Below are 17953 nucleotides of genomic sequence, written 5' to 3'. Positions count from 1 at the left end.
TCTAGGGACGTTCAATTAGGTTCGGCATAAGGGTCGCTGATGCCAAGCCGGGCGAGCAGATCGCGTTCCAGCGCTTCCATCTCTTCGGCTTCGTCGTCATTTATATGATCGAAACCGAGCAGATGCAAGGTGCCGTGAATCACCATATGCGCCCAATGATCTTCGAGCGATTTTTCCTGCTCCACAGCTTCCTCTGCGACCACCTCGGCACAGATCGCCAGATCGCCCAGCAGATCCATGGGAATGCCGGGCGGAACCTCGAACGGGAAAGAGAGCACGTTGGTTGGCTTGTCCTTGCCGCGGTATTCGCGGTTCAGCGTCTGGCTCTCTTCAGGGGTGACGATACGGATGCAGATTTCGCCACGATCCCTGCGTCCTTCCAGCGCTGTAGTGACCCAGCGCTCGATGCTTTCTGCGGATGGCAGGTCGGCGTTATCCACATCGATCTGCAGGTCGACGCTGTAGTTCATCAGTGCTCGTCCTTACGGGCATTTTCCCGCTTCTCGAAGCTTTCATAGGCCTGCACGATATGCTGAACCAGCGGGTGGCGCACTACGTCGCGGGCGGTGAAGTGGGTAAAGCCGATCCCCTTGACGCCCTTGAGCACCTCCATGGCGTGCAGCAGACCGGACCGGGTGCCCTTGGGCAGGTCAACCTGGGTGACATCGCCGGTAATGACGGCAGTGGAGCCAAAACCGATACGGGTCAGGAACATCTTCATCTGCTCTCGGGTGGTGTTCTGGCTTTCATCCAGAATCACGAAGGAGCCGTTCAGGGTGCGCCCGCGCATGTAGGCCAGGGGAGCGACCTCAATCACGTTCTTCTCGATCAGCTTGGCGACCTTCTCAAAGCCGATCATCTCGTAGAGTGCGTCGTACAGCGGGCGCAGGTAAGGGTCTACCTTCTGTGCCAGGTCACCGGGCAGGAAGCCCAGTTTCTCGCCAGCTTCCACCGCCGGACGTACCAGCAGGATGCGGCTGACCTCTTCACGCTCCAGCGCTTCCACGGCGCAGGCTACGGCCAGGTAGGTCTTGCCGGTACCGGCGGGGCCGATACCGAAGTTCACATCGTGCTGATGGATGGAGCGCACGTATTTCTGCTGGTTTTCACCACGAGGGCGGATCAGCATCTTGCGGGTACGGATGCTGACCTCTTTGTCCTCTCTCAGCAGTTCGCTCTGCAGCTGCTCGATACCCGCTTGCTGCAGGTTCAGATGCACGCGCTCTGGCGTGATCGTCTCGCCTTTGACGGCGTCGGCGTAGAGCTGCTGCAGAATGTCGCTAACGGCGCGGATCAGTTCGAGATCGCCGAGCAGTTGGAAAGCACTGCCGCGGTTGCGGATCTCAACACCCAGGCGCTGTTCAATCAGTTTCAGGTGCTCGTCGAACTGGCCGCAGAGATTGGCCAGGGCTTCCGGGTTTTCCGGCTCCAGGTGTAGCTTCATGGAGGGAAGGGCCGGTGCGTCGTCGCTATCAGTCATAAGTCGCTATCAGTCGTAATCTGTTTGTGTGCTTGGTGTGCTTCTGGGCTCAATCGAGCTCTGAAGATACCAGTTCACCCAGCAGGGAATTGGCATAGGCCTGGACGATCTTCACGTCGGCAAAGTGGCCGATCAGGTCCGGGTTGTCGCAGCGGAAGTTGACCACGCGGTTGTTTTCGGTGCGTCCGGACAGCTGGCCCGGATCCTTCTTCGAGTAGCCGTTGACCAGGATGCGCTGGGTCGAATCGACCATGCGGCGGCTGATCTGCATCGCCTGGGCGGTGATGCGGTCCTGCAGAATCTTCAGGCGTGCCTTCTTGGTCTCTTCGGAGACATCATCCGGCAGATCCGCGGCCGGCGTGCCCGGACGGCGACTGTAGATAAAGCTGAACGAGGCGTCGAAGCCCACGTCGGCGATCAGGTTCATGGTCTGCTCGAAGTCACGGTCGGTCTCGCCGGGGAAGCCGATGATGAAGTCGGAGGAGAAGCTGATATCCGGGCGCAGTTTCTTGATACGACGCAGCTTCGATTTGTACTCCAGTGCGGTATGGCCACGCTTCATCGCCATCAGTACCTGGTCAGAACCGCTCTGTACCGGCAGGTGCAGGTGGCTGACCAGTTCGGGGACTTCGCCGTATACCTCGATCAGCGAGTCGCTGAACTCCACCGGGTGGCTGGTGGTGAAACGGATACGGTCGATGCCGTCGATGCTGGCGACGGTGCGGATCAGCTCCGCCAGGTCTGCCACATCGCCATCGGAGGTGGCGCCGCGGTAAGCGTTGACGTTCTGGCCCAGCAGGTTGACCTCACGGACACCCTGTTCGGCCAGTTCGACGCACTCGGCGATTACGTCATCCAGCGGGCGGCTCACCTCTTCACCACGTGTGTAAGGCACGACGCAGAATGTGCAGTACTTGCTGCAGCCTTCCATGACGGAGACGAACGCCTCGGCGCCTTCCACCTTCGGGGCGGGCAGGTGGTCGAATTTTTCGATCTCCGGGAAGCTGACATCGACGATGCCGACAGAACCGCCGTTCTGGCGTTCGTTGATCATATCCGGCAGGCGGTGCAGGGTCTGCGGGCCGAAAATCATATCCACGTAAGGCGCGCGGTCGAGGATGGCGGAGCCTTCCTGGGAAGCGACACAACCACCGACACCGATCACCAGGTCAGGGCGCTGCTCTTTCAGCTTGCGCCAGCGGCCCAGCTGATGGAACACCTTCTCCTGAGCCTTTTCCCGGATGGAACAGGTGTTCAGCAGCAGTACGTCGGCAGCGTCCTGATCATCGGTCAGTTCGAGCGCATGGCTCTCGCCGAGAAGATCCGCCATGCGGGCCGAGTCGTATTCGTTCATCTGACAGCCATGTGTCTTGATAAACAGCTTTTTCGCCATGAATCACCTGTTACTTCGGGAGGGTATAGAATTAAGGACCGCACATTATACGTGAGAGCATAGCCGCAGACCAGAAATTGAACAGTGGAAACGCCCCGGGTGAGCCTTGTTTTCGGTCGCTATGACCCTATATTCGAGGCAGGATTTTAATTACGCAGGAGACACTTCAGGCCATGGCCAGTGAAGACCCTATTTACCGTGTTGCCTTTCTGAACCAGGACAAGGTTTACGAGCTTTACGTACGGCATGTTTATCCGAGCGATATGTGGGGATTTGTCGAGCTGGAGGGATTTATCTTCGGTTCCCGTTCCGAACTGCTGGTCGACCCGGGTGAAGAGAAACTGAAGCAGCAGTTTGCCGATGTGAAGCGTTCACTGGTGCCGATGCAGGCGATCATTCGCATCGACGAGGTGCGTCAGGAAGGCACCGCCAAGATCAGCGATGCCAAGGGGACGGTGACGGCCTTTCCGACCATCCCGCCCAAGCGCCAATAAACGGTTTACTGCGCGGCCAGGTTATTCTGGCCGACGGCGCCGCCACATAGGCCCAGAGCCGCAACCGCCGGTGACAGCTGGATCTGGTCGGCCTTGTAATACTCTACAACACCCTGGATATCGATGACTTCGGCACCGTCGATGCGGAAGCAGGCGATTTTATCGTTCTGCCACACCTTGTCCCAGCGCTTGTCGCCGCTGCCTTCACCCGGAGAAAACGGCCCAGCGACACGCAGCCAGGCGTGATCGCGGCCGCTTTTCTTCGATTTCACCACTTCGCCACCGTGGGTATAAGCGGTGGTTTTAAACATCACATATTCAAGCGTGTTTTTTGTGCCGTTACTGAAGTCGATATGGGCGGCGACGATCTTGTTTTTTTCCGGTGTTCCCGGATGCATACCATTGATTACCAGAACGGGCAGCGGCTCTACGATTTTTGGCGGCGGCTGTTGCACGACCGGTTGAGGCTTTTCGGCACAGGCGGCCAGTAACATGGCGCCGACAACAGGAATGGCAAAGCGAACGGTGCTCCGGCGGGAGTTATTCTGAGGTTTCATTAACGGGCTCCGGGCCTTTTGGGTATTTAGTGTCGTGCCCAGAGGACAGCTTTTCTGGGCGGATGCATATCCATATGCGTGTTGTATAAAACTTCAGGGGCGGCTGCAAACATCCGTTTAATAATAAGTGCTCAACGGCCTGGCATTAATAATGTTTTTGACGGTTTTCCGGGAATCTCACGGGCTAATCGTGGCACCAGATAACCGGGCAGGCACGCCTGAAGTTCCGCCAGCAGTTGCTTCGCTTCAGCATCGCTTACATCGAAATGCGCAGCGCCTGCCACCGGGTCGAGTACAAACAGATAGTAGGGTAGCACTCCGCAGTCGAAAAGGGTTTCGCTCAGCGCTTTTTGCGTTTCGACAGTTTCGTTGATTCCTCGCAGTAGAACCGCCTGGTTCAGTACGGTGATGCCAGCCTGAATAAGTCGCGAAATCGCGTCGCGGACGCTGGCATCGACTTCCTGAGGGTGGTTGCAGTGCAGCACCAGTACCGGCTTCAAGCGGGTAGCGGTCATTGCCTTGACCAGCCCTTCGGTCACCCGGTCGGGAATCACGATCGGCAGGCGCGTATGCACCCGCAGTCGCTTCAGCTGTGGACGCTGGGCCAGATCCGCGATCATGCGCTGCAGGCGGCTGTCCGGTGTCACCAGCGGATCGCCGCCGGAGAGGATTGCTTCTTCCAGCTCAGGGTGAGTGTCAATGTAGTCAAGTGCTTGCTGCCACTGCTCGCCGCTGAGTTGGTTGTCCTGGTAGGGAAAGTGACGGCGGAAGCAGTAGCGGCAGTTGATGGCGCAGCCGCCGCTGCCGATCAGCAGCACCCGGTCGCGATACTTATGGACAACGCCAGGAACCGGGTTGGACCCCATCTCCGCCAGCGGGTCGGCGCTGAATCCTGTTACCGGTGTCATTTCACGCTGCTGTGGCAGCACCTGCAGCAGAATGGGGTCTTGGGCATCCCCGGGGTGGATGCGGGCCACCAATTCTCTGGGTACGCGCAGCGAAAATTGCGCCTGGGCTGAGGTGTCGCCGAGGTGCACGGGGAGCGCCAGTTTTGCCAGCAGTTCATTGGGGTCGGTAATGACGTTGCGCAACGACTGTTGCCAGGCATCGGCGGCGGGCCAGCATGAGGTCATGTATCGGTTCTTCAACGGGGATGGATGTCAGAGCGGCATTCTGCCCAAGTTGGCATCCCGGTATCAAGCAGTGCACAGGCTATCAAAGCTTGCCAGTGGACTTGCCGTGAGCCTCCCCTGTAAACTTTAGCGCACTTTTTATGCCGGCTTTTCCGGCGTGTTTGCAAGTTTTCAAGTCTGGGGCGTTTTGAGCGTTCGGGGCTTCCTTACATAAAGCGGACCCATCCAATGGCAACTTATTCCAGCAACCAGTTCAAAAACGGCCTCAAGGTGATGATCGAAGGCGATCCTTGCTCCATGGTCGATGTTGATTTCGTTAAACCGGGCAAGGGTCAGGCATTCACCCGTGTGCGCCTGCGTAACCTGCTGACCGGCCGTATCTGGGAACGTACCTTCAAGTCCAACGAATCTGTCGAAAGCGCCGATGTCATGGATCGTGACATGGAATACCTCTACAGCGACGGTGAAATGTGGCACTTCATGGAGCCGAGCAGCTTCGAACAGTTCGCTGCCGATGCCAACGCTGTTGGCGATGCCGGCAAGTGGCTGAAAGAGACTGACAAGTGCATGGTCACCCTGTGGAACGACAACCCTATCGCCGTGACTCCGCCGAACTTCGTTGAGCTGGAAGTGGTTGAAACCGATCCGGGTCTCAAGGGTGATACTGCTCAGGGCGGTTCCAAGCCTGCAACCCTGAGCACCGGCGCCATGGTGCGTGTACCGCTGTTCATCGAACGGGGTGAAACCCTCAAGATCGATACCCGTACCGGCGAATACGTCAGCCGCGCCTGATCGACCTCACCGGCCCCGTGTAGCGGGGCCGGCGTTAGATCCAGAAGCCTTGAGGCGCTGGATTCTGGCTGAATAGAGATTAATCGTTCCGCAGGGGATGGCATCGGCGATTTTTTGTTGCTAGCATGTCTTTACGGATATCGATAGACGGAACAGGTCGCCCAACCTGCCCGTCACCCAAATATCGTTTCCGCATTCCAGCGAACGAGTCTCTCTCGAAAAGGCAAACCCGGTTTACCGGGCGCGCAAAGCCACGGGTTTAATCGGATTAGACCGCCGGGCTACCGAAAGAGAGATTCACCCCATCGCACTCTGCTCTTCTTCTATGGGTTTCCAAATGTTAGTTCCTCAATGATTGCTATTGAAGACTGGCGCCCCGGTGCGTCAATCGAGCGTCTTCGGGCGCGTGCCCAACTGCTACGCCTTGTGCGTGAGTTTTTCTACCAGCGCGATGTCATGGAAGTAGATACCCAGTTGCTTTCACATTGCGCCGTCAGTGATCCCTTTATCGATTCCATCGAAGCCACCTACCGGCCCGCGCCGGGTCAGGAAGGTGTGTCTCTTTACCTGCAGACCTCTCCCGAATATGCCATGAAGCGTTTGCTGTCGGCAGGCGCTGGCGCAATCTATCAGCTTGGCAAGGTGTTCCGTAACGGTGAGAGCGGCAGCCGCCATAACCCGGAATTCACCATGCTGGAGTGGTACCGGCCGGGCTGGAATGCACAGGCGCTGATGGACGAGGTCGAAGCGTTGGTGACCGAGGCGATACCGGGTTTTGCGGCAGAGCGGATCGGTTATCGCGACCTGTTCCTGCGTGAGCTTGGCGTGGATACTCATGTAGCAACAGTGGACGAGCTGGCTGCGCTTTGCCGTCAGCATGTGGATGCGCCGTTTGAAGATGACGATCGGGATACCTGGCTTAACCTGCTGATGTCCGAAGTGATCGAGCCGCGTCTGCAGGCGCCGGTATTTGTGCACAGTTTCCCGGCGACCCAGGCGGCGCTGGCGCAGGTGGTCGAGGATGAAACCGGCACGCCGGTGGCGACCCGGTTTGAGCTTTTCGTCCGCGGAATCGAGCTGGCGAACGGCTACCAGGAACTGACCGATGCACCGGAACAGGCGCGTCGACTGGAACTGGATCAGCAGAAACGCAATGCGCTCGGGTTGCCGGAGCGTCCTCTGGAACATCGCCTGGTCAGCGCGCTGGAAGCGGGGATGCCGGACTGTGCCGGAGTGGCGCTGGGGTTTGATCGCCTGGCGATGCTGGCGCTGAATGCTGCGCGCATCGACGAGGTAATTCCGTTCAGCTTTGAGCGCGCCTGAAGGCTCAGGTCGCGCTCAAGGCTTTAACACTGAAAAGCCTTAACGCTTAAGCCGGCAAGGAATTCAGCAAGGCGCGGCGGATCCGCTCCACCGCTTCTTCGAGTCGAGCCCTTGGGCAGCCAAAGTTCAAGCGCATATAGCGGTCGTCACCAAAGTCCCGTCCTGGCGACATGCCGACGCCGGCCTGCTCAAAGAAGTAGGCCGGGTTTTCCAGTTTTGCACCGCTAACGTCGATCCAGGCCAGGTAGGTCGCCTCTATATTGTTCAGCTTCAGGCCGGGCAGGGCGTTGATCTGCTCAATCAGGTAATCGCGGTTCTCACGCAGGTAGTCCAGCTGGGCGCGGTTCCACTCATCGCCATCGGCGTAGGCCGCCTGGGCAGCGGTGTAACCCATCAGATTGACGTCGGGCACTATGCCCTTACGGGCGCGTTGGAAGCGGCGACGCAATTGTGGTTCCTGGATTACCGCAAAGGAGCAGCCAAGCCCCGCGATGTTGTAGGTTTTGCTGGGCGCCATCAGCGTGATGGTGCGCGCGGCGATCTCGTCATTCAGCGAAGCCAATGGGATATGAGTCAGGCCCGGCTCCAGGATCAGGTCGCAGTGGATCTCGTCGGAGCAGACCAGCAGATCATGGCGGATCAGAATCTCGGCCAGCTGCTCCAGCTCTTCGCGACGGTAAACGGTGCCGCCCGGATTATGTGGGTTGCAGAACAGCAATAGCCGGGTCTGCGCGGTGATCGCCTGCTCCAGGGCATCGAAGTCGATGCGCATGCGGCCCTCGACATGAGTCATCGGCAGGGTGATCAGCTCCCGCTCGGAAAGCCTTGGCGCCGACATGAACGGGGGGTAGATCGGCTGCGGCGACATGACCGCTTCGCCTGGCCCTGCGGCTGTGCGACAGGCCAGATGCAGACCGCACACCAGCCCCGGCAGCCAGACCAGTTCATCGGAACTGACCGACCAGTTGTAGAGCCTTTGCAGCCGCTCGCACACCTGCTCATTCAGTACAGCAGGCGTATTGGTGTAGCCGAATACGCCGTGGTCGACGCGCTCATGCAGAGCCTCAAGCACGGCCGCTGGCGCCATGAAATCCGTATCCGCGACCCACATCGGCAGAATCTCCTGATCACGGTATTTTTCCCACTTCTGGCTTGCCGTATCGCGGCGGTCGATCAGGCGGTCGAAATCGGTTGGAGCCATGTTTCCCCTTCACTTAGCTGGTGAGTGTTGGCCCAGGATGGTCCTGGAAAAATGGTTCGCAGCAGCGGGTGTTAAAGCGGTGATTCAGGCGCTATATTAGCGCCGCATCCCCCTGCCATGGGCTGTATACTATAGCCCTGATCGTTATCGGACGCCCACGTCCAGGAATTCGGAGAACAGCATGAGTAGCCAGGATCGAGTCATAGTTTTTGATACCACTCTGCGTGACGGCGAACAGAGCCCGGGCGCATCGATGACCCGTGATGAAAAGCTACGCATTGCCCGGCAGTTGGAGCGGATGCGTGTCGATGTAATCGAAGCGGGTTTTGCGATCGCCAGTGTTGGCGACTTCGAATCGGTACAGGCGATCGCCCGTACCATCAAGGACAGCACCGTCTGCTCCCTGTCCCGCGCGCTGGATGGTGATATCGATCGTGCCGGTGAAGCGTTGCGCGACGCTAACTCCGGTCGTATTCACACCTTTATCGCCACCTCGCCGATCCATATGAAGTACAAGCTGCAGATGGAGCCGGATCAGGTGGTTGAAAACGCCGTACGTGCGGTGAAGCGAGCCCGCGGCCTGATCGACGACGTTGAGTTCTCGCTCGAAGACGCCAGCCGCTCCGAGATGGATTTCATGTGTCGCATCATCGAACAGGTGATCGATGCTGGTGCGCGCACCATCAATATCCCGGATACCGTGGGTTATGCGGTGCCGGAAGAGTTCGGTCAGCGCATCGGCGAACTGATCCAGCGTATTCCCAACGCCGACAAGGCGATCTTCTCCGTTCATTGCCATAACGACCTGGGTCTGGCGGTGGCCAACTCCCTGGCGGCGGTAAGTGCCGGCGCGCGTCAGGTGGAGTGCACCATCAATGGTCTGGGCGAGCGTGCCGGTAACGCCGCGCTGGAAGAGATCGTCATGGCGCTGCGTACCCGTAAGGATATGCTTGGTCTGGAAACCGCTATCGACACCACCCAGATCGTTGCGGCATCGCGCCTGGTCTCCAGCGTCACCGGCTTCCCGGTGCAACCGAACAAGGCGATTGTGGGTGCCAACGCTTTTGCGCATGAGTCCGGTATTCACCAGGATGGCGTGCTAAAGCATCGTGAAACCTACGAGATCATGACCGCACAGGATGTAGGTTGGGGCACTAACCGCATGGTGCTGGGGAAGCACTCAGGCCGTGCTGCGTTCCGCGCCCGTCTGGAAGAGCTGGGTACCACCTTTGCTACCGATGCTGAGCTCAACACCGCCTTTACCCGCTTCAAGGAACTGGCGGACAAAAAGCATGAGATCTTCGATGAGGATCTGATGGCGCTGGTCAGCGACGCCCGCGCCGAGGCCGCCAGCGAGAAGTATCGTCTCACTAGCCTCAGCGTCACCTCCCAGACCGGCGAGACGCCGGTGGCGAGTATCAAGGTGATGATCGATGGCGAAGAGTACGCTGCAGAGTCCGAAGGCAGCGGCCCTGTGGATGCGACCTTCAAGGCGATTGAGCAGGTGGCCAAGTCTGGCGCCAGCCTGCTGATCTACTCGGTAAACGCGGTGACCGAAGGCACCGATTCCCAGGGCGAAGTGACCGTGCGTCTTGAAAAGGGCGGCCGTATCGTTAATGGCCTGGGCGCCGATACCGATATCATCATTGCCTCAGGTAAAGCCTACCTGCATGCTCTGAACATGCTTGATGCCAATATCCAGAAAGCACATCCGCAGGTGTGAAGGTTAGTTGTTTGTGAGTTCTACCCAGCAGCAGAGATTTCAGCAGGAACAGCAGCGCCACGATTATCTAAGCGCCATAGGCATCACCAGTTGGCTGCCGCGCACCGAACTACCGGGGGCGGCGGCGTCTGCTGACTGGGTGGCCGGGTTCGTCCATGGCCAGGATGATGCCTGGGGAGCGGATGATATCGATCTGGATCTGGATCAGCAGCCTGCTGCCCAGAGCGCCAGGGAAGCGATCGCCACACTGGATACGGCCAAGCCTGCGCCCGCATCCGTTTCCGCAACAGAGTCCGCGCCGGCGGCACCGGTGGCGCCCTCCGTCACGCCGGCTAACCAGGATGCGCGAGCTGCTGCCCGTGCGTCACTGGAGCTGGAGCTTCCCTCCGATCCCAAATCGGCCAGCAGGCCCAAGCCCAAAGCGGCTCAGCAGGGCGCGCAGTCCGATGAGGCGGATAAGGTTTCCGTGACACCGCGCTCCGGCCCGCGTGTGGAAGCGCCTCGGGTGAAGCTGGCGTTCATGCTGGCGGGTGATCTGTTGATTGTGGATAGCCTGCCGCCCGCCGGGCGTCAGGGCTTCGGTCGTCAGCATCAGCGCCTGCTGCAGGGTATTCTCGCCTCGCTGGGGCAGAACGAAGCGGCCAGTGACGCAGCTATTCTCTCCTGGCCTGTTCTGGCCGGTGCCTCCCTGAATCAAGGCCCGGACGAACTGGCCAAGGCGGTGGCGCGCAAGCTTGAGTACACCCTGTCAGTCAAACCGGTCACCCGGGCGCTGCTGTTTGGTGAAAGCGCAGCGCAGTGGCTGCTGGGGCGAGAAGAGGAGCTGGACGCACTGCGTGGCATCCGCTTTACGCTGCAGGCTGGTATTGCCTGTGTCGCCAGTCACAGCCTCAGTGAGGCGTTACAGGTACCCGAAATGAAGGCGGATATCTGGCGCGATCTCCAGCCGCTATTGAGCAAAGCGACTCATGGTTGAACTGCGCCGGGCCAGTCTGGCCGACCTTGAGGCTATCCATAAACTGGATGACCGCAGCTTTCATGAAGCCTGGTCTGAAAAACAGTGGCACGGCATGCTTTCAAACCCCAAACGTTTCCGTTGCTGGCTACAGGATCTGGATGGTCGGCCGCTGGGTTTCCTTCTCTTTGGCGTAGTGCTGGACGAGGCGGAGTTACTACGTATCGGTGTGGATCCGGCACACCAGGGCGAAGGACGGGCGACCGCCATGCTGGAAAAGGGGCAAGCCCTGCTGGAAGCGGAAGGGGTTGCTTCCTTTCACCTGGAGGTGCGCGAATCCAACCATGTGGCTCAGCATCTCTATCAGCGCTGCGGCTGGCAGCAGACGGGTCGCCGGCGCAACTATTACAACGATGAAGAGGGCAGCGAGGATGCGCTGCTCTTTAGCCGCTATCTGGATTGATCTGGATCAGTGGTATTGCCAGGCCACGCCAATCCAATGTCTTACACTAGACGTAACTTCCTTACTCGCGCACTGGAAATCGGCCAATGACCCCAAACGAAGGACTGGTGTCCGGAATCTGGCTGGGCATCTCCGCACTGATCTATACCGGCATTATGGCATTCGCGCTCTGGCGGCTGCCTTGGAGTGTGCTCAAGCGGGAGAGGGGGATCCAGCACCTGCTGTTCGGTGCGGCGGTGGTGCTGATGTTGATGTGGACGCTGCGTGCCGGGTTGTCGCCAGGGCTGTCGATCCATTTCGTCGGCATGACCACGCTGACACTGATGTTCGGTTGGGACCTGGCGATCTGCGCCGGCAGTGCGGCGCTGATCGGCCTGACCCTGATCGGTCGCGAAGCCGGGCAGGATCTACCGTTGAACGGGCTCTGCTGGGTCGTTATACCCTCGTTGGTCAGTCTGACGGTTTTGCGCGTCGTCGAAGCGAAGCTGCCGCGTAACTTTTTCGTTTACCTGTTTCTCTGCGCCTTTCTCGGTGGTGGGCTTTCCGCCGCCGCCGGAGGCCTGTCTATTGGCTCGCTGCTCTGGCTCGCGGATGTCTATCCCTGGAGCAAGATCTACCACGAATATGTGCGCTATCTGCCGTTGATCATGTTCCCGGAAGGTCTGCTTAACGGCATCATCATGACCGGTATGATGGTGTTTCACCCCGACTGGATCCGGACCTTCGATGCCCGTCGCTATATCGATGAACAGTGATTCTGTGTTCTTCTTCGGCTAAAAACCGTTAACGTGCCTCGTAAAGTCCAGTGCTCTTACTTACATCCAGACTGTAGTGAGTACGTTTTATTGTTGAGCAAATGCTGGAATAAAGTTTAGCTCTGCACTGTTTATTTCCCTGCCCCGGTTATGGATACTCGATCTGAACTTACAGAGACGGCAGCTTGACTGCCGTTTTTTCAGGCTCTAATAATTAATCATAATTATTTATATTAATTGCCTGAATTCAGGAGCGCAGATGGCCGGACCTATCAAAAGAAGACGCAAGCAGAAACTGTCCGACCTGATCGTTGATGAGGTGAAGGCGATGATTGTGGCGGAAAAACTGCTGCCGGGTGATCGCCTGCCGAGCGAGAAAGAGCTGATCGAAGAGTTCGGCTGTTCCAAGGGAACGGTGCGCGAGGCGCAGAAGGCGCTGGAGGTCGAGGGGCTGATCTGGACCCGCCCGGGTCCTGGCGGCGGTGCCTGGCTTTCGGAGGTGGGCACTGAGCCTGCCAGCAAGGCGCTGCGCAACTACCTCTACTTCAAGCACCTGTCGGCGGAACAGGTGTACCAGATGCGCAAGCTGATCGAGGTCGAGCTGGCCGTGTCGGTGGTGGGGCATCTCAAGGAGCGAGAGTTCGAACTGCTGGATGAATATATCCGCGCCTGCAGCGAACCGCCGGTTTCCGAAGAGGAGCAGCGCGAGCAGCGTATCGCCGAGCTGGAGTTTCACAACGTACTGGCGGATGCCTGCCCGAACCCGGTGCTCGGATTTATCGGTCGCTTTCTCAACGAAACCCTGCGCGATCTGGTGGTGCTGAAAAAGTCCTACCAGATCGATGCCTACGAATTCACCCGCTCAAACGTGGATTACCACGTGGAGCTGGTAACGGCCTACCGCAATGCGGATGAGGCTGCTGTGCGTCGCCTGATGGGCGAACACATGTGCGAAGCCGAAGAGCACTTTGTCGCGCTTGACGGCCAGATCTCCCGAAAAATGTAACACCGATAACAATCAGATCCTGCCCACAGGATCGCCAGTGCCCAACCTCAAAGCGAAAAATAACAACACATTAAAAGCCCGAAAAAGAGGTAAACAGAATGCAAGTGACAACATGGAAAAAGCTTCTATCGGTAGCCGTACTTTCAGCTACGACAGCGGTTTGCTCAGCTGAGGAAGTCACCATTTACGGCGTGAAATCCCTCTCGGGTTCCTTCGCCAGCTACGGCAAGTTCGCCGATATGGGATCTAAGCTGGCGGTCGAGGAATACGGCGACCTGCTGGGTAGCCCGGTTAAGTACGAAGCGATCGACACCGAAGGTAACGCCGGCAAGGCGGTGCGCAAGGTGCAGGAAGCGATCAGCCAGGACGGGGCTCTGTTCTTTAACGGCGCGACTCTCTCTTCTACCGCACTGGCGATCGGTAAAGAGGTTGATAAGGCGGGCGGTGTCTTCATGACCCCGGCCGGTGCCGATGAACTCACCGGTACCGACTGCAACATGGCGACCTTCCGTTGGTCAGTACCCACTTACGGTGCGATCCACGAAACTGTTGAGCCGCTGATCAAGGCGCATCCGGAGTGGAAGCGTTGGTACACCATCACGCCGCAATATGTATTCGGTGAAGCACTGCTGGAAAACGCCAAAGAGGTGTTTGCAGCGCAAGGTGTCGAGCACGTGGGTAATAGCTACCACTCGCTGCAGGAGCAGGAGTTCTCCGGCTACCTGACCAACGCCATGGCGGCCAAGCCCGATGTCCTGCTGCTGCTCAACTTCGGCGGTCAGTCCAGCAACGCGCTGCGCCAGGCGGTTAACTTCGGTCTGAAAAACGAGATGAAGATCCTGGTGGCCTGGTCTTCCGGTCTGGATCAGCTGCAGGAGCTCGGCCCGGATGTGGCAGAGGGTGTCTACTTCGGTGCTCAGTACTGGCACACCGTGGATACACCGATGAACAACGAACTGGTGAAACGCGTTCGTGAAGCCTACGACATGGCGCCAAACTACCCGATGGCCGCCGATTACATCGGTACCAAGGTAATTCTCGATGCGATCGCCAAAGCGGGCAGCACCGATGGTGCAGCCGTGGCCAAGGCGCTGGAAGGCAGCGTCTACCAGGGCCCGACCGGTGAAGAAACAGTACGTGCGGCGGATCACCAGGTGCTGAAAGACTACTACCTGCTGGAAGGCAAAGCTGCATCCGAGATGCAGGACGAAGACGACTTTGCCGAGATCATCAGCTCCGGCGAGTCCTTCCCGGACGAATCCTCACTGGATTGCACGCGTAGCTAAGCCGCTTAACGCGCCCGGCCGCGGCCGGGCGCGACTACCTTCTCTGTTGCAGGAGCAAACCCGATGAGTCTGTATCTATTTCAGGCGCTGAACGGCATCGGGCTGGGGATGATCTACTTCCTGATTTCGGTCGGTCTGACGATTATCTTCGGCTTGTTGAACTTCGTGAACTTCGCCCACGGTGCCTATTACCTGCTGGGGTCCTACCTCTGTTTTACGCTGGTCTCGCTGACCGGCAATTTCTGGCTGGCGCTGGTGGTGGCGCCGGTGGCCGTGGCGATGCTGGCCTGGGTAACGGAAAAGACGCTGATCCGTCGTGCCTACCACCTGCCGCATACGTTCCACATCCTGATTACGCTGGGGATCGCACTGATCATCCAGGAGCTGAGCATCGCTGTCTGGGGGCCGATCGGTAAAACCGTGGCTGTGCCCGAAGCGCTGAGCGGCGTGTTCCGCATGGGCGACTTCTTCTATCCCAAGTACCGCCTGTTCGTGATTCTGTTCACCGCGGTGATCGCGGTGGGCCTGTGGCTGCTGCTTGAGCGCACCCGCTTCGGCGCTTTGGTACGTGCCGGTAGTGAAGACGCCGAAACCGTGTCGCTGCTGGGCACCCATATTCACAAGCTGTTCGCACTGACCTTCGCGCTGGGTGTCGGCCTTGCAGGTCTTGCCGGTGTGCTGGCGGCGCCGATCCGAGGCGTGCATCCGTTTATCGGACCTGAGGTGCTCGGTCTTGCCTTCGTGGTCGTGGTGATCGGCGGTATGGGCTCCTTCAGCGGTGCGCTGGTGGGCGGTCTGCTGGTTGGTCTGGTGCAGAGCATGATGACCACCATATGGCCCCAGGGTGCGAGCCTGATGATCTATGGCGCCATGGCGGTGGTGATTCTGCTGAGACCTTACGGTCTGTTCGGGAGGGCGTAATGAATAGATCCAAGAAACAAGCCTCCATCTTCAGTGGCGTTACCCTGGCGGCCCTCGCTGCGGTGGTGCTGATGCCGCTGCTGCTGCCGTCGGCGACGCTGGCGACCGAAATCCTGATCTTCGCCCTGGCGGCCCTGGGCTGTAACCTGCTGCTGGGTTACACCGGCCTGCTGTCATTCGGTCAGGCAATCTTCTTTGGCGGTGGCGCCTATGTGGCCTCGCTGACCATGATCCATCTCGGTTTTGGTCTGCTCGGTGCGCTGTTCGCAGCGATGATTGCCGGTGCTGCGCTGGCGGCGCTGGTGGGTCTGCTGGCGATCCGTCGTACCGGTATCTACTTTGTCATGCTGACGCTGGCGTTCACACAGATGGCCTACTTCCTGGCCTACACGCTGAGTGACTGGACCGGCGGTGATAACGGTCTGCTGGATGTACCGCGTCCGCCGCTGACGCTGTTCGGCTTTGAAATATCGGACCTGACCTCGAGCTACGCCTTCTACACCTTCGTGGCGGTGATGTTCATGCTGATCTTCGTGTTTGCCCGCCGGGTGATCCATTCACCCTTTGGCACCACGCTGGTGGCGATTCGCGAGAACGAAGGCCGCGCTTCTGCAGTGGGTTTCTCCACCAACCACTTCAAGCTGCTGGCGTTCGTTATTTCGGGCGGTATCACCGGTATCGCCGGTGCGCTCTACGCCATGCTGCTTAACTTCGCGCCGCTCTCCAACATTGAGCTGCTGATGTCCGAGAACATCCTGATCATGACGATCATCGGTGGCACCGGTTCGCTGCTGGGCTCGCTGCTGGGTGCAGGTTCCATCGTCATGCTCGGCGATCTGCTCTCTTCGGTCTGGCCGCGCTGGATGATCATCCTGGGTATCGCCCTGATCGCCGTGGTGCTGTTCATGCCGTCCGGTCTCTGGGGAGGCGTTGAGTCGCTGATCAAACGCTGGAAAGAGCGCCGTAGCGGCGGCTCTGAAAAAGCGGCTAAAGAAGCGGAGGCGAAGTGATGAGCGATTACATTCTCGAAACCGAACAGCTTGGCCTGCGTTACGGCGCCTTTGCCGCGCTGGGTAGCGTGGATCTGAAGATCCGTCGCGGCACCATCCATACCGTGATCGGCCCCAACGGTGCGGGCAAGACAACCCTGTTTCACTGCCTCACCGGTGAGCGTCGTCCCTCCAGCGGCAAGATCCGTTTTGATGGCAAGGACCTGACGCGCCAGCCGGCGCACAAGCGGGTTTCCTCCGGCATGTCGCGCTCGTTCCAGATCACCAGCCTGTTCCAGAACCTGAGCGTGCGCGAGAACCTGCGTCTTGCCGCCCAGGGCCGTGATGGGCTGGGAGCGCTGGCGTTCTGGTACTCAGATACGCACAGATCCAAGCACCTGGAGAAAGCCGATGAGGTACTGGAGCGGATCAAGCTAACGCACCTGGCGAATACCGATGCGGGGGATCTCTCTCACGGTCAGCAGCGGGTACTCGAAGTAGGCATGTCACTGTGCAGCGACCCCGAGCTGCTGCTGCTCGACGAGCCAACCTCCGGCATGGGGGTGGACGATATTCCGGTGATGACGAAGCTGATCTCCGAGCTCGGCAAGGACCACACCGTGATGCTGATCGAGCACAACATGAAGCTGGTGATGTCGATCTCGGACCGTATCACCGTCATGCACCAGGGCAACATCCTGATCGAGGGTGAGCCTGAAGAGGTGCGCGGCGATGAGCGGGTCAAGAAAGCCTATCTGGGGGAGAGCGGGTCATGAAGCTCGAAATCAACAGGATTCATTCCTACTACGGCAAAAGCCATGTGCTCGAAGGTGTCTCCCTCGAGGTTAACCCGGGGGAGCTGGTCACGCTGCTGGGGCGTAACGGCGCCGGCAAGACCACAACGCTGCGCAGTATCGCCGGCATCGTGCGCCCGGCTGAGGGCTCCATCGTTTTTGATGGCGAAGAGCTGATCGGCAAAGAGGTGTTCGAGATCGCTCGCCGCGGCGTGTCACTGGTGCCCGAGCATCGCGGCATCTTCGGTCTGCTCAGCGTCGAAGAGAACCTGGCTATCGCCGTGCGTGCCAGCAGCCGCTGGAGCCTCAGCGATGTGTACGAAATGTTCCCGCGCCTTTATGAGCGCCGCAAAAACGGCGGCAATGCGCTCTCCGGTGGTGAACAGCAGATGCTGGCCATCGCCCGGGCACTGGTGAACGACCCCAAACTGCTGCTGCTGGATGAGCCCACCGAGGGCCTGGCGCCGGTGATCGTCGACGAGATCGTGCGCATTCTCGGCAAAATCCGCGAGGCCGGCGTATCGGTACTGCTGGTGGAACAGAACCTGGCGGTGTGTGAAAAGCTGGCAGATCGACATTACGTCATCGAACAGGGCCAGGTGGTTTATAGCGGCACCGGCGAGCAGTTCCGGCAGGAGCAGGCGGTCAAGGATCGCTACCTGGCGGTTTAACGCGACAAACAGGACAA

19 protein-coding genes and 1 riboswitch are annotated in these 17953 nt (G+C 59.0%); of the genes, 13 read left to right on the top strand and 6 right to left on the bottom strand.

Annotated features, from left to right (window positions below):
- Positions 1-11: 11 nt before the first annotated feature.
- The 3 genes from ybeY to miaB are packed head-to-tail and all read right to left on the bottom strand — an operon-like array spanning position 12 to position 2873.
- Positions 12-470 (bottom strand): rRNA maturation RNase YbeY, encoded by a 459-nt coding sequence (gene ybeY, locus C4S72_RS14315; protein ID WP_104003817.1) that lies wholly within the window; start codon positions 468-470, stop codon positions 12-14.
- Entirely contained in the window at positions 470-1480 is a 1011-nt protein-coding gene (locus C4S72_RS14310; protein ID WP_104003816.1) for a PhoH family protein, read from the bottom strand. The genes ybeY and C4S72_RS14310 overlap by 1 nt, the downstream gene beginning before the upstream one ends.
- A gap of 49 nt (positions 1481-1529) precedes the next feature.
- Positions 1530-2873: a tRNA (N6-isopentenyl adenosine(37)-C2)-methylthiotransferase MiaB gene (gene miaB / locus C4S72_RS14305; RefSeq protein WP_104003815.1), complete on the bottom strand. Its 1344-nt coding sequence runs from the start codon at positions 2871-2873 to the stop codon at positions 1530-1532.
- Between the two features lie 173 nt (positions 2874-3046).
- Between miaB and C4S72_RS14300 the strand changes: the two genes are divergently transcribed.
- Positions 3047-3367 carry a DUF1820 family protein gene (locus C4S72_RS14300; protein WP_104003814.1) on the top strand — a complete coding sequence of 107 codons (321 nt, stop codon included), beginning with the start codon at positions 3047-3049 and terminating at the stop codon, positions 3365-3367.
- 5 nt (positions 3368-3372) lie between these two features.
- On the opposite strand, the gene C4S72_RS14295 is transcribed toward C4S72_RS14300, so the two are convergent.
- Both C4S72_RS14295 and epmB read right to left on the bottom strand, forming a co-directional pair.
- On the bottom strand, positions 3373-3924 hold the full coding sequence (locus C4S72_RS14295) for a hypothetical protein (RefSeq protein WP_104003813.1): 552 nt from the start codon (positions 3922-3924) through the stop codon (positions 3373-3375).
- A 131-nt stretch (positions 3925-4055) separates the two neighbouring features.
- Positions 4056-5057 carry an EF-P beta-lysylation protein EpmB gene (gene epmB, locus C4S72_RS14290; RefSeq protein WP_104003812.1) on the bottom strand — a complete coding sequence of 334 codons (1002 nt, stop codon included), beginning with the start codon at positions 5055-5057 and terminating at the stop codon, positions 4056-4058.
- 228 nt (positions 5058-5285) lie between these two features.
- Between epmB and efp the strand changes: the two genes are divergently transcribed.
- Entirely contained in the window at positions 5286-5849 is a 564-nt protein-coding gene (gene efp / locus C4S72_RS14285; protein ID WP_104003811.1) for an elongation factor P, read from the top strand.
- Between the two features lie 212 nt (positions 5850-6061).
- Positions 6062-6138, top strand: a riboswitch (cyclic di-GMP riboswitch).
- 62 nt (positions 6139-6200) lie between these two features.
- Complete coding sequence (gene epmA / locus C4S72_RS14280; protein WP_104003810.1) at positions 6201-7172, top strand: EF-P lysine aminoacylase EpmA; 972 nt, start codon at positions 6201-6203, stop codon at positions 7170-7172.
- Between the two features lie 46 nt (positions 7173-7218).
- On the opposite strand, the gene C4S72_RS14275 is transcribed toward epmA, so the two are convergent.
- A complete protein-coding gene (locus C4S72_RS14275) occupies positions 7219-8373 on the bottom strand; it encodes a MalY/PatB family protein (protein ID WP_104003809.1) in 1155 nt (384 codons plus the stop codon).
- 181 nt (positions 8374-8554) lie between these two features.
- Between C4S72_RS14275 and C4S72_RS14270 the strand changes: the two genes are divergently transcribed.
- From C4S72_RS14270 to C4S72_RS14225, 10 genes are all read left to right on the top strand, one after another.
- Positions 8555-10096, top strand: a complete 1542-nt coding sequence (locus C4S72_RS14270; RefSeq protein ID WP_104003808.1) for a 2-isopropylmalate synthase — start codon at positions 8555-8557, stop codon at positions 10094-10096.
- Positions 10097-10109: 13 nt separating this feature from the next.
- Positions 10110-11072: a uracil-DNA glycosylase family protein gene (locus C4S72_RS14265; RefSeq protein ID WP_146071910.1), complete on the top strand. Its 963-nt coding sequence runs from the start codon at positions 10110-10112 to the stop codon at positions 11070-11072.
- Positions 11065-11514 (top strand): ribosomal protein S18-alanine N-acetyltransferase, encoded by a 450-nt coding sequence (gene rimI / locus C4S72_RS14260; protein WP_104003806.1) that lies wholly within the window; start codon positions 11065-11067, stop codon positions 11512-11514. The genes C4S72_RS14265 and rimI overlap by 8 nt, the downstream gene beginning before the upstream one ends.
- Before the next feature lie 86 nt (positions 11515-11600).
- A complete protein-coding gene (locus tag C4S72_RS14255) occupies positions 11601-12269 on the top strand; it encodes an energy-coupling factor ABC transporter permease (protein ID WP_104003805.1) in 669 nt (222 codons plus the stop codon).
- Positions 12270-12528: 259 nt separating this feature from the next.
- Entirely contained in the window at positions 12529-13275 is a 747-nt protein-coding gene (locus C4S72_RS14250; protein WP_104003804.1) for a FadR/GntR family transcriptional regulator, read from the top strand.
- A 98-nt stretch (positions 13276-13373) separates the two neighbouring features.
- Entirely contained in the window at positions 13374-14561 is a 1188-nt protein-coding gene (locus C4S72_RS14245) for an ABC transporter substrate-binding protein (protein ID WP_104003803.1), read from the top strand.
- A gap of 63 nt (positions 14562-14624) precedes the next feature.
- Complete coding sequence (locus C4S72_RS14240; protein ID WP_104003802.1) at positions 14625-15482, top strand: branched-chain amino acid ABC transporter permease; 858 nt, start codon at positions 14625-14627, stop codon at positions 15480-15482.
- Positions 15482-16492 (top strand): branched-chain amino acid ABC transporter permease, encoded by a 1011-nt coding sequence (locus C4S72_RS14235; RefSeq protein ID WP_104003801.1) that lies wholly within the window; start codon positions 15482-15484, stop codon positions 16490-16492. The genes C4S72_RS14240 and C4S72_RS14235 overlap by 1 nt, the downstream gene beginning before the upstream one ends.
- A complete protein-coding gene (locus C4S72_RS14230) occupies positions 16492-17247 on the top strand; it encodes an ABC transporter ATP-binding protein (protein ID WP_104003800.1) in 756 nt (251 codons plus the stop codon). The genes C4S72_RS14235 and C4S72_RS14230 overlap by 1 nt, the downstream gene beginning before the upstream one ends.
- Complete coding sequence (locus C4S72_RS14225; RefSeq protein WP_104003799.1) at positions 17244-17936, top strand: ABC transporter ATP-binding protein; 693 nt, start codon at positions 17244-17246, stop codon at positions 17934-17936. The genes C4S72_RS14230 and C4S72_RS14225 overlap by 4 nt, the downstream gene beginning before the upstream one ends.
- The last annotated feature ends 17 nt before the right edge of the window (positions 17937-17953 follow it).

The sequence above is a fragment of the Marinobacterium lutimaris genome (genome assembly GCF_900108065.1).
In the GTDB taxonomy this organism is placed as follows: domain Bacteria; phylum Pseudomonadota; class Gammaproteobacteria; order Pseudomonadales; family Balneatricaceae; genus Marinobacterium_D; species Marinobacterium_D lutimaris.
This window is presented reverse-complemented; position numbering and strand designations above follow the sequence as displayed.

What these genes read in the sequence shown, in the direction of transcription:
- rimI (WP_104003806.1), top strand. Translation starts at nt 11,065, where the DNA reads ATGGTTGAACTGCGCCGGGCCAGTCTGGCCGACCTTGAGGCTATCCAT.
- C4S72_RS14235 (WP_104003801.1), top strand. Translation starts at nt 15,482, where the DNA reads ATGAATAGATCCAAGAAACAAGCCTCCATCTTCAGTGGCGTTACCCTG.
- C4S72_RS14225 (WP_104003799.1), top strand. Translation starts at nt 17,244, where the DNA reads ATGAAGCTCGAAATCAACAGGATTCATTCCTACTACGGCAAAAGCCAT.
- epmA (WP_104003810.1), top strand. Translation starts at nt 6,201, where the DNA reads ATGATTGCTATTGAAGACTGGCGCCCCGGTGCGTCAATCGAGCGTCTT.
- C4S72_RS14240 (WP_104003802.1), top strand. Translation starts at nt 14,625, where the DNA reads ATGAGTCTGTATCTATTTCAGGCGCTGAACGGCATCGGGCTGGGGATG.
- C4S72_RS14300 (WP_104003814.1), top strand. Translation starts at nt 3,047, where the DNA reads ATGGCCAGTGAAGACCCTATTTACCGTGTTGCCTTTCTGAACCAGGAC.
- C4S72_RS14275 (WP_104003809.1), bottom strand. Translation starts at nt 8,373, where the DNA reads ATGGCTCCAACCGATTTCGACCGCCTGATCGACCGCCGCGATACGGCA.
- C4S72_RS14255 (WP_104003805.1), top strand. Translation starts at nt 11,601, where the DNA reads ATGACCCCAAACGAAGGACTGGTGTCCGGAATCTGGCTGGGCATCTCC.
- C4S72_RS14270 (WP_104003808.1), top strand. Translation starts at nt 8,555, where the DNA reads ATGAGTAGCCAGGATCGAGTCATAGTTTTTGATACCACTCTGCGTGAC.
- C4S72_RS14245 (WP_104003803.1), top strand. Translation starts at nt 13,374, where the DNA reads ATGCAAGTGACAACATGGAAAAAGCTTCTATCGGTAGCCGTACTTTCA.
- C4S72_RS14230 (WP_104003800.1), top strand. Translation starts at nt 16,492, where the DNA reads ATGAGCGATTACATTCTCGAAACCGAACAGCTTGGCCTGCGTTACGGC.
- miaB (WP_104003815.1), bottom strand. Translation starts at nt 2,873, where the DNA reads ATGGCGAAAAAGCTGTTTATCAAGACACATGGCTGTCAGATGAACGAA.
- C4S72_RS14250 (WP_104003804.1), top strand. Translation starts at nt 12,529, where the DNA reads ATGGCCGGACCTATCAAAAGAAGACGCAAGCAGAAACTGTCCGACCTG.
- efp (WP_104003811.1), top strand. Translation starts at nt 5,286, where the DNA reads ATGGCAACTTATTCCAGCAACCAGTTCAAAAACGGCCTCAAGGTGATG.
- C4S72_RS14310 (WP_104003816.1), bottom strand. Translation starts at nt 1,480, where the DNA reads ATGACTGATAGCGACGACGCACCGGCCCTTCCCTCCATGAAGCTACAC.
- ybeY (WP_104003817.1), bottom strand. Translation starts at nt 470, where the DNA reads ATGAACTACAGCGTCGACCTGCAGATCGATGTGGATAACGCCGACCTG.
- C4S72_RS14295 (WP_104003813.1), bottom strand. Translation starts at nt 3,924, where the DNA reads ATGAAACCTCAGAATAACTCCCGCCGGAGCACCGTTCGCTTTGCCATT.
- epmB (WP_104003812.1), bottom strand. Translation starts at nt 5,057, where the DNA reads ATGACCTCATGCTGGCCCGCCGCCGATGCCTGGCAACAGTCGTTGCGC.